The 6,013-nt window shown below is 69.9% G+C and carries 3 protein-coding genes, 1 tRNA gene and 2 pseudogenes; 2 read left to right on the top strand and 4 right to left on the bottom strand.

Annotated elements, in window-relative coordinates; all coding sequences use genetic code 11:
• Both JWQ91_RS01490 and JWQ91_RS01485 read right to left on the bottom strand, forming a co-directional pair.
• A pseudogene (locus tag JWQ91_RS01490) lies at positions 1–665 on the bottom strand (phosphoenolpyruvate carboxykinase); the annotation flags it as partial.
• A gap of 237 nt (positions 666–902) precedes the next feature.
• Positions 903–2,747: a hypothetical protein gene (locus tag JWQ91_RS01485; protein WP_297779834.1), complete on the bottom strand. Its 1,845-nt coding sequence runs from the start codon at positions 2,745–2,747 to the stop codon at positions 903–905.
• A 142-nt stretch (positions 2,748–2,889) separates the two neighbouring features.
• Between JWQ91_RS01485 and JWQ91_RS01480 the strand changes: the two genes are divergently transcribed.
• Positions 2,890–2,962 (top strand) — tRNA-Arg (locus JWQ91_RS01480).
• A gap of 63 nt (positions 2,963–3,025) precedes the next feature.
• Here JWQ91_RS01480 and JWQ91_RS01475 read toward each other — a convergent pair.
• Positions 3,026–4,558: an adenylate/guanylate cyclase domain-containing protein gene (locus tag JWQ91_RS01475; protein WP_297779832.1), complete on the bottom strand. Its 1,533-nt coding sequence runs from the start codon at positions 4,556–4,558 to the stop codon at positions 3,026–3,028.
• 152 nt (positions 4,559–4,710) lie between these two features.
• Between JWQ91_RS01475 and JWQ91_RS01470 the strand changes: the two genes are divergently transcribed.
• Complete coding sequence (locus JWQ91_RS01470) at positions 4,711–5,118, top strand: cyclic nucleotide-binding domain-containing protein (RefSeq protein WP_297779829.1); 408 nt, start codon at positions 4,711–4,713, stop codon at positions 5,116–5,118.
• Between the two features lie 184 nt (positions 5,119–5,302).
• Here JWQ91_RS01470 and JWQ91_RS01465 read toward each other — a convergent pair.
• Positions 5,303–6,013 (bottom strand): annotated as a pseudogene (locus tag JWQ91_RS01465) (hypothetical protein); the annotation flags it as partial.

The following is a 6,013-nucleotide window of genomic DNA, read 5'->3' as shown; positions in this document are numbered from 1 at the left end:
TTGCCGCCGTAGCTCGAGCCGTAGGACCAGATCGTGCGCTCCTCGGGGAACTGCACGATGTACTTGGTGTCGTTGCACGGCCACGGCACGTCGGTGGCGCCGTCGGCGAGCGGGGCGCCAGACGAGTGGAGCGCGGGCACGTAGTCGGCCTCGGTCTCCTCGATCTTGGTCAGGACGTCCTTGCCGATGCGGGCCATGACGGTCATCGACGCGACGACGTAGGCCGAGTCGGTGATCTCGACGCCGAACATCGGGTGCTCGGACTCGAGGTGACCCATGACGAACGGGATGACGTACATCGTTCGGCCCTGCATGCAGCCGTCGTAGAGCTCCGTCATGAGCTTCTTCATGTCGGACGGGGCCATCCAGTTGTTGGTGGGCCCGGCGTCCTTCTCGTCGACGGAGCAGATGTAGGTGCGGTCCTCGACGCGGGCGACGTCGTTGGGGTCGGAGGCGCAGTAGAAGGAGTTCGGCTTCTTCTCCTCGTTGAGGCGCTTGAAGGTGCCTGCCTCGACGAGCTTGTCGGTGATCCGCACCCACTCCTCGGGCGAGCCCTCGCACCAGTAGATGTCGGCCGGCTTGGTCAGGGCGGCTACTTCGTCGACCCAGTCCTGGAGCTTGGCGTAGGTCGAGCGGTAGGTGGTGGTGCTGGTGTCTGCAGACATGTGTGAACTTTTCCTTCTCGCGCATCGCGGGCCAAGCGCATTGACTCGCACTCTCGTGGCATCTGGGCGCCACGAGCAGCTGATGTGTGATGATCTCGTCACCGACGGGCGGTGACGATTCACACGACTTTACGGCGATTGCCAGGAAGTGGACATGGCCAGCCGGGTGAACATGGTCACACGTAAGTCAGGGGTGGGGTGCCGGACCGGCACCCCACCCCTGACCCGTCCTGCGGACTACTTCTTGACGAACGTCACCGGGATCCGGAGATCGCCCTGGACGACGCCGGGGGCCCGCACGGTGCGCAGGCTCGTCAGCGTCGACTTCTTGGCGGTCTTGTAGCGCAGCTCGGACTCGATCGAGTCCTGGCGCGGCTGCGCGGCCAGCAGCTCGAGCACCTCGTCGAGGTCGGCCGGCAGGACCTCCTCGTACTCGTCGTCGTAGAACACGCCGAACTCGTCATCCTCGAAGTAGGTGTTCGCCAGGCCCGTGAACGTCACGGAGCCCGAGCGGCTGGCCTTCTTGGACGTCGTGATCGACGTCTCGACCGTCGTCGGCTCGACGTCGGTGAACGCGTCGGCCGGGCCGAGCTTGATGCGGACCTTGGTCGTGGTGCCCGGCTTGGTCTTGATGCTGGAGGTCGCGTTGCGCCACTTGCCGGCGTAGTAGTACTGCGCACCCGTCGGCTTGTACGCCCGGTAGTCCGGCAGCAGCGTCGACTTGATCTGGACCGTGCTGATCTTGACCTTCTCGAACCCGTTGCCCAGCAGCGCCTCGATGTCGTTCGCCGCTTCGTACGAGGCGGTGTCCGGGAAGTAGTCCTGCGTCGACGTGCGCTGGGAGCGCTTGAACGTCTGCGTGCCCGGGAGGCCGCTGCGGGTGTAGGTGATCTTCCAGGTGACGAGGGCGTCGCCGCCGGCGTACTGGTTGAGCACCGTCATGATGTCGCTGCCGACCTGCGACGCGACGACGTACGGCAGGGCGTACGGCACCGCGACATCGGTCCGCGAGGCCTTGGTCTCGCCGAGGCCCGTCGTCTTGGTGGTCACCACGGTGTTGTCCGCCGGGGCCTGGCCGAGCGTGCCGAGGATGCCCTGCAGGCGGTCCTGGTTGATGACGCCCTTGACCTTGCCGACGTTGGCGAGCTTGTAGGACGTGCCGAAGCCGGCGTCCTCCTGGACGTCGACCGCGCTGGCGCCGTTGAACGTCTCGGTCGACTTGCCGGTGAACTCGTCGGGGTGGCCGAACGCGAAGACCTGGGTGCCGTTGCAGATCGCGGTGACCGTGCCGATCGCAGCGGTCGTGATGGTGCCGGTCGAGAACGTCGTCGCGATGTTGCCGCCCGGGACGATCGGGTAGTCGGCGTCAATGCCGGACGAGCCGCCCGCGGCGCGGAAGTCGCCGTCCTTGAACGACGCCTTCTTCTGCAGCAGCGGCGACTTCTTGGCGTTGGCATTGGCGCGGGCGCTGGTGGTGCCGGAGACCTGCTTGCTGGGCTTGAGCACGTGGCCCTGGCCGAGCGGCGCCGGGTCGTCACTGGCCTTGGCGATCGCGGCGGCCTCGCTCCTGCTCGCCGAGACCTTGGCCCGGGCCGTGGACAGCGAGGAGTACTTGGCGTCCGCGAGTCCGTACAGGTAGGTCGCGGGCGTGACGCCGGCGCGACGGCTCGGGATGCTGCTGAAGCCGTACGACACCGCGCCGATGAGCTGGCCGGAGGCGTCGTCGTAGACCGGCGAGCCCGACATGCCGGCCCAGATGCCGGCGTCGACCGTGCCGTCGGCGGACGTGATGCGGCTGTCCTCCATGTCGAAGATCGGCAGGTCGAGGCCGTCGCCGATCCCGTTGTCGATCGTGCCGATGTAGGTCCCGTGGAACTCCTCGGGCGTCGTCCCGCGCACCGTGGTCAGGCCCGTGACGGGCTGGCCCGGCGTCAGGGTCGTGGTGTCGTAGGCGACGGGGCAGGGGTCCGTGCCGGGAGCTGCGGGATCCGCGACCGCCGTCGTGGTGGAGACGGCGAGGCCGGCCCCCACGAGGGCGATGGTGGATGCCGCGCTGGCGATGAGGCGCAGCGATCGAGCCATGTGGGTGGCCTCCAGATAGGTGAAAGGTTGTGACCCGTCACACTAGTGGAGCCGTTGCACGCCCATGGCGACTTCACAAGTCGGAGCCGGATTTTATCCTCGGGGCATGCCACGATAGGATCGACGAGGCCCTTCGGGGTGTGCGCCCGTAGCTCAACGGATAGAGCATCTGACTACGGATCAGAAGGTTAGGGGTTCGAATCCCTTCGGGCGCGCAAGACGGCCCCGTTCCTCCCGCATCGCAGGGAGGAACGGGGCTTTTTCGTTCGCGCACCGCCTCAGGCCAGGCGGGAGGTCGCGGTCTCCTCGGTACGTCCGCGCAGCACCGTGGCACCGTGCTCGGCCCAGTGCTTGCGCTCGTCGGCGTTCGACTCCGTCACGCTGGTCGTGGCGACCAGGACCCCGCCGTCGACGTCCTTGGCGAGCTCGGTCAGCCGGGCCGCGGCGTTGACCGCGTCGCCGATCACGGTGTATTCGAACCGGGACCGGGCGCCGACGTTGCCGGCGACGGCCTGGCCGGTCGAGACGCCGATCCCGGCGCCGATCTCGGGCATCTCGTCGCGGAGCCGGGACGCGATCGTGCGGGCGGCGGCCAGGGCCGCGCCGGCGTGGTCGTCGAGGTCGACCGGGGCGCCGAAGATCGCCAGCACCGCATCGCCCATGAACTTGTTGACCAGCCCGTCGCGCCGGTCGACCTCCTCGACGACGATCGCGAAGAACCGGTTGAGCATCTCCACGACCTCGGCGGGCTCGCGGGTCTCGGCGTACGTCGTGGAGCCCACCAGGTCGATCATCAGGACCGAGACGAGGCGGGTCTCGCCGCCCAGCTCGATCCGGCCCGTCGTGGCGGCGGACGCGACGGCCTGCCCGACGTGGCGGCCGAACAGGTCGCGGATCTCCTCGCGCTCCCGCAGGCCGCGGACCATCTGGTTGAAGCCCGATTGGAGCAGCCCGAGCTCGGACCCGTCGTCGACCCGGATCTCGACCTCCAGGTCGCCGCCCTCGACGCGGGAGAGCGCGTGCCGCACCGACGAGATCGGCGCGACGACGGCGCGGGCGTTGAGCACCGTGACGAGCAGGCCGAACACCAGGATCACGGCGGCCAGCCCGAGGACGATCGAGGCGAGCCGGGTGATGTCCTCGTCGTCACGGATCAGCGCGACGAGGCCCGCGACGACCAGGCCCAGCACCGGCGCGGCGGTCCCGAGCAGCCAGAACAGCACCATCCGGCGCTCCACGCCGGCGCCCATCTCGCTCTCGTCGGTGCGCCCGGCCAGTGCCCGCGCGGCGATGGGGCGCAGCGCGAGCTCGGTGAAGAGATACGCGATCGCGCTGACCACGAGCCCGGCGATCCCGACCGCGAACACCGTGCTGAGCGCCGCCTCCGGCTGGGCCAGCAGGGCGATGACGGTGAACACGACGACCCCGCAGCCCCACAGGGCCGACTGGATCAGGGTCAGCCGCCACGGCAGCCGCAGTGTCGTGCGCCGCTCGAGCAGGGTCGGCTGCTCGTCCGCGATGACCCAGCGCAGGGCCCGCAGCGCGCTGACCGTGACGGTCGCGGCCCCGATCACGACGGCCAGCGCGACGTACACCGGCACCGCGATCGCCAGCGAGGTCAGGAACGTCGCGCTGGGTCCGCCGCCGGGGGTGATGAGGAACGTCAGGCCGAACACGATGGCCGCGCCGATCACGTTGGTCAGGATCAGGAGGATCGTCAGCGCCACCTGGACCCGCACCCGGAGCCGGCGGACGGGCTGGTCGGCGGGTCCCACGAGCCAGTCGGTGCCCCAGCGGTGGACTCGCGCCACGACGGATCTCCGTTTCGTACGCCGCCCGGGTCCGAGATGGTTCGGGCCGATTCGGTTCGACTTCCCAATGTAGTGACCGGAGACGCTACCGTGTGGCAATCCCGTCTGCGGTCGCTGCCGGACGGGTAGCTCCCCCGAGGAAAGGTGTCCGCATGTTCGGCAAGCCCAAGGCAGATCCCGAGGTCGTCGAGGCGCTGACGCGCTCAACCGGCTTCGACCCGAGTCTCGTGGAGAGGCTGGCGACCGTGGGGACGGCCGTCAACATCCCCGCCGGCTGGTCGGTCATCATGGAGTCGACCCCGGCCGACTCGGCCTACATCGTCCTGGACGGCTCCGCGGAGATCCGCAAGGGCGGCGCGACGATCGCGACGCTCGGCGCGGGTGACGTGTTCGGCGAGATAGCCCTGGTCAACCACCGGCTGCGCAGCGCCTCGGTCATCGCCGCGACGCCGCTGCGGGCCCTGCGCCTCGGCAGCGAGGCGATCAGCGAGCTGGTCGAGCACGACAGCGGCTTCGCCGACTCGCTGCGCGCCTCGGCCGACCAGCGCCTGGCGGACTGAGGTCCGTACGTCCGACGCCTCAGGCGCGCATCCCGCGCGCCTGCAGGTCGTCCGGGCGCAGGTCGGGGCGGGACCGCAGGAGCTCGCGGGGCGTCGTCCACTCCTGGGCGTCCTCGCCCTGCAGCACCGACACCTCGACGACGTGCGTCGGTGCGACGAGGGCGCCGGCGACCGGCGGTCCGGTCTAGCCCGGGGTGTCCAGGATCGCCTCGGGCAGGGTCCACGGGTGGGACGAGTCGGCGGGTGCCAGCAGTGACGCCATGCGGCGGCTCTGCGGCAGGGTCAGCTCGACCGTGCAGCCGACCGGCCCGAGCAGGCCGTCGCCGTCGAGCAGCCCCAGGATCAGCCGGCTGGGCGCCCGCAGGCTGCCGGTGACCGCGCCGATGACGCACTCGGCCGACTCGTGCGTGCGGACCTTGAGCCACGGGTGGCCGCCCGGCTCGTACGCCGTGGCGAGCCCCTTGGCGACGACCCCCTCGATGCCGACGTGGGCGTCGGCGTAGACCACGAGCCAGGATCGCGCCTCCTCGAGGTCCGGCGTCTGCGGCACCAGGTGCAGCGGCGCGGGCTCGTCGCCCAGCAGCATCGTGAGGGCGTGCCGGCGGACGCGGAACGGGCTGCGCCGCATGTCCATGCCGGCGCCGGAGAGCAGGTCGAACGCGATGAACGACGCGGGGTGGCGCTCCCGCAGCGTGGCCGTCGCGGTGTCGTTGAGGCGGCGCTCGAGCTCGACGAAGTCGTCGACCTCGTCACCCCACAGGACGATCTCGCCGTCGATCACGACGCCCGAGGGCAGGCTCGAGACCGCGGCGGCCGCGATCTCGGGGAAGGCGTGGGTCACGTCCCGGCCGGCGCGCGACTGGATCCGACACTCGCCGGCATGGACGAAGAGCAG

The sequence above is a fragment of the Aeromicrobium sp. genome, from assembly GCF_025965075.1.
Taxonomy (GTDB): domain Bacteria; phylum Actinomycetota; class Actinomycetes; order Propionibacteriales; family Nocardioidaceae; genus Aeromicrobium.
Note: the sequence above shows the minus strand (reverse complement) of the source record. Positions and strands in the feature narration are given on the sequence as shown.

What these genes read in the sequence shown, in the direction of transcription:
- JWQ91_RS01485 (WP_297779834.1), bottom strand. Translation starts at nt 2,747, where the DNA reads ATGGCTCGATCGCTGCGCCTCATCGCCAGCGCGGCATCCACCATCGCC.
- JWQ91_RS01470 (WP_297779829.1), top strand. Translation starts at nt 4,711, where the DNA reads ATGTTCGGCAAGCCCAAGGCAGATCCCGAGGTCGTCGAGGCGCTGACG.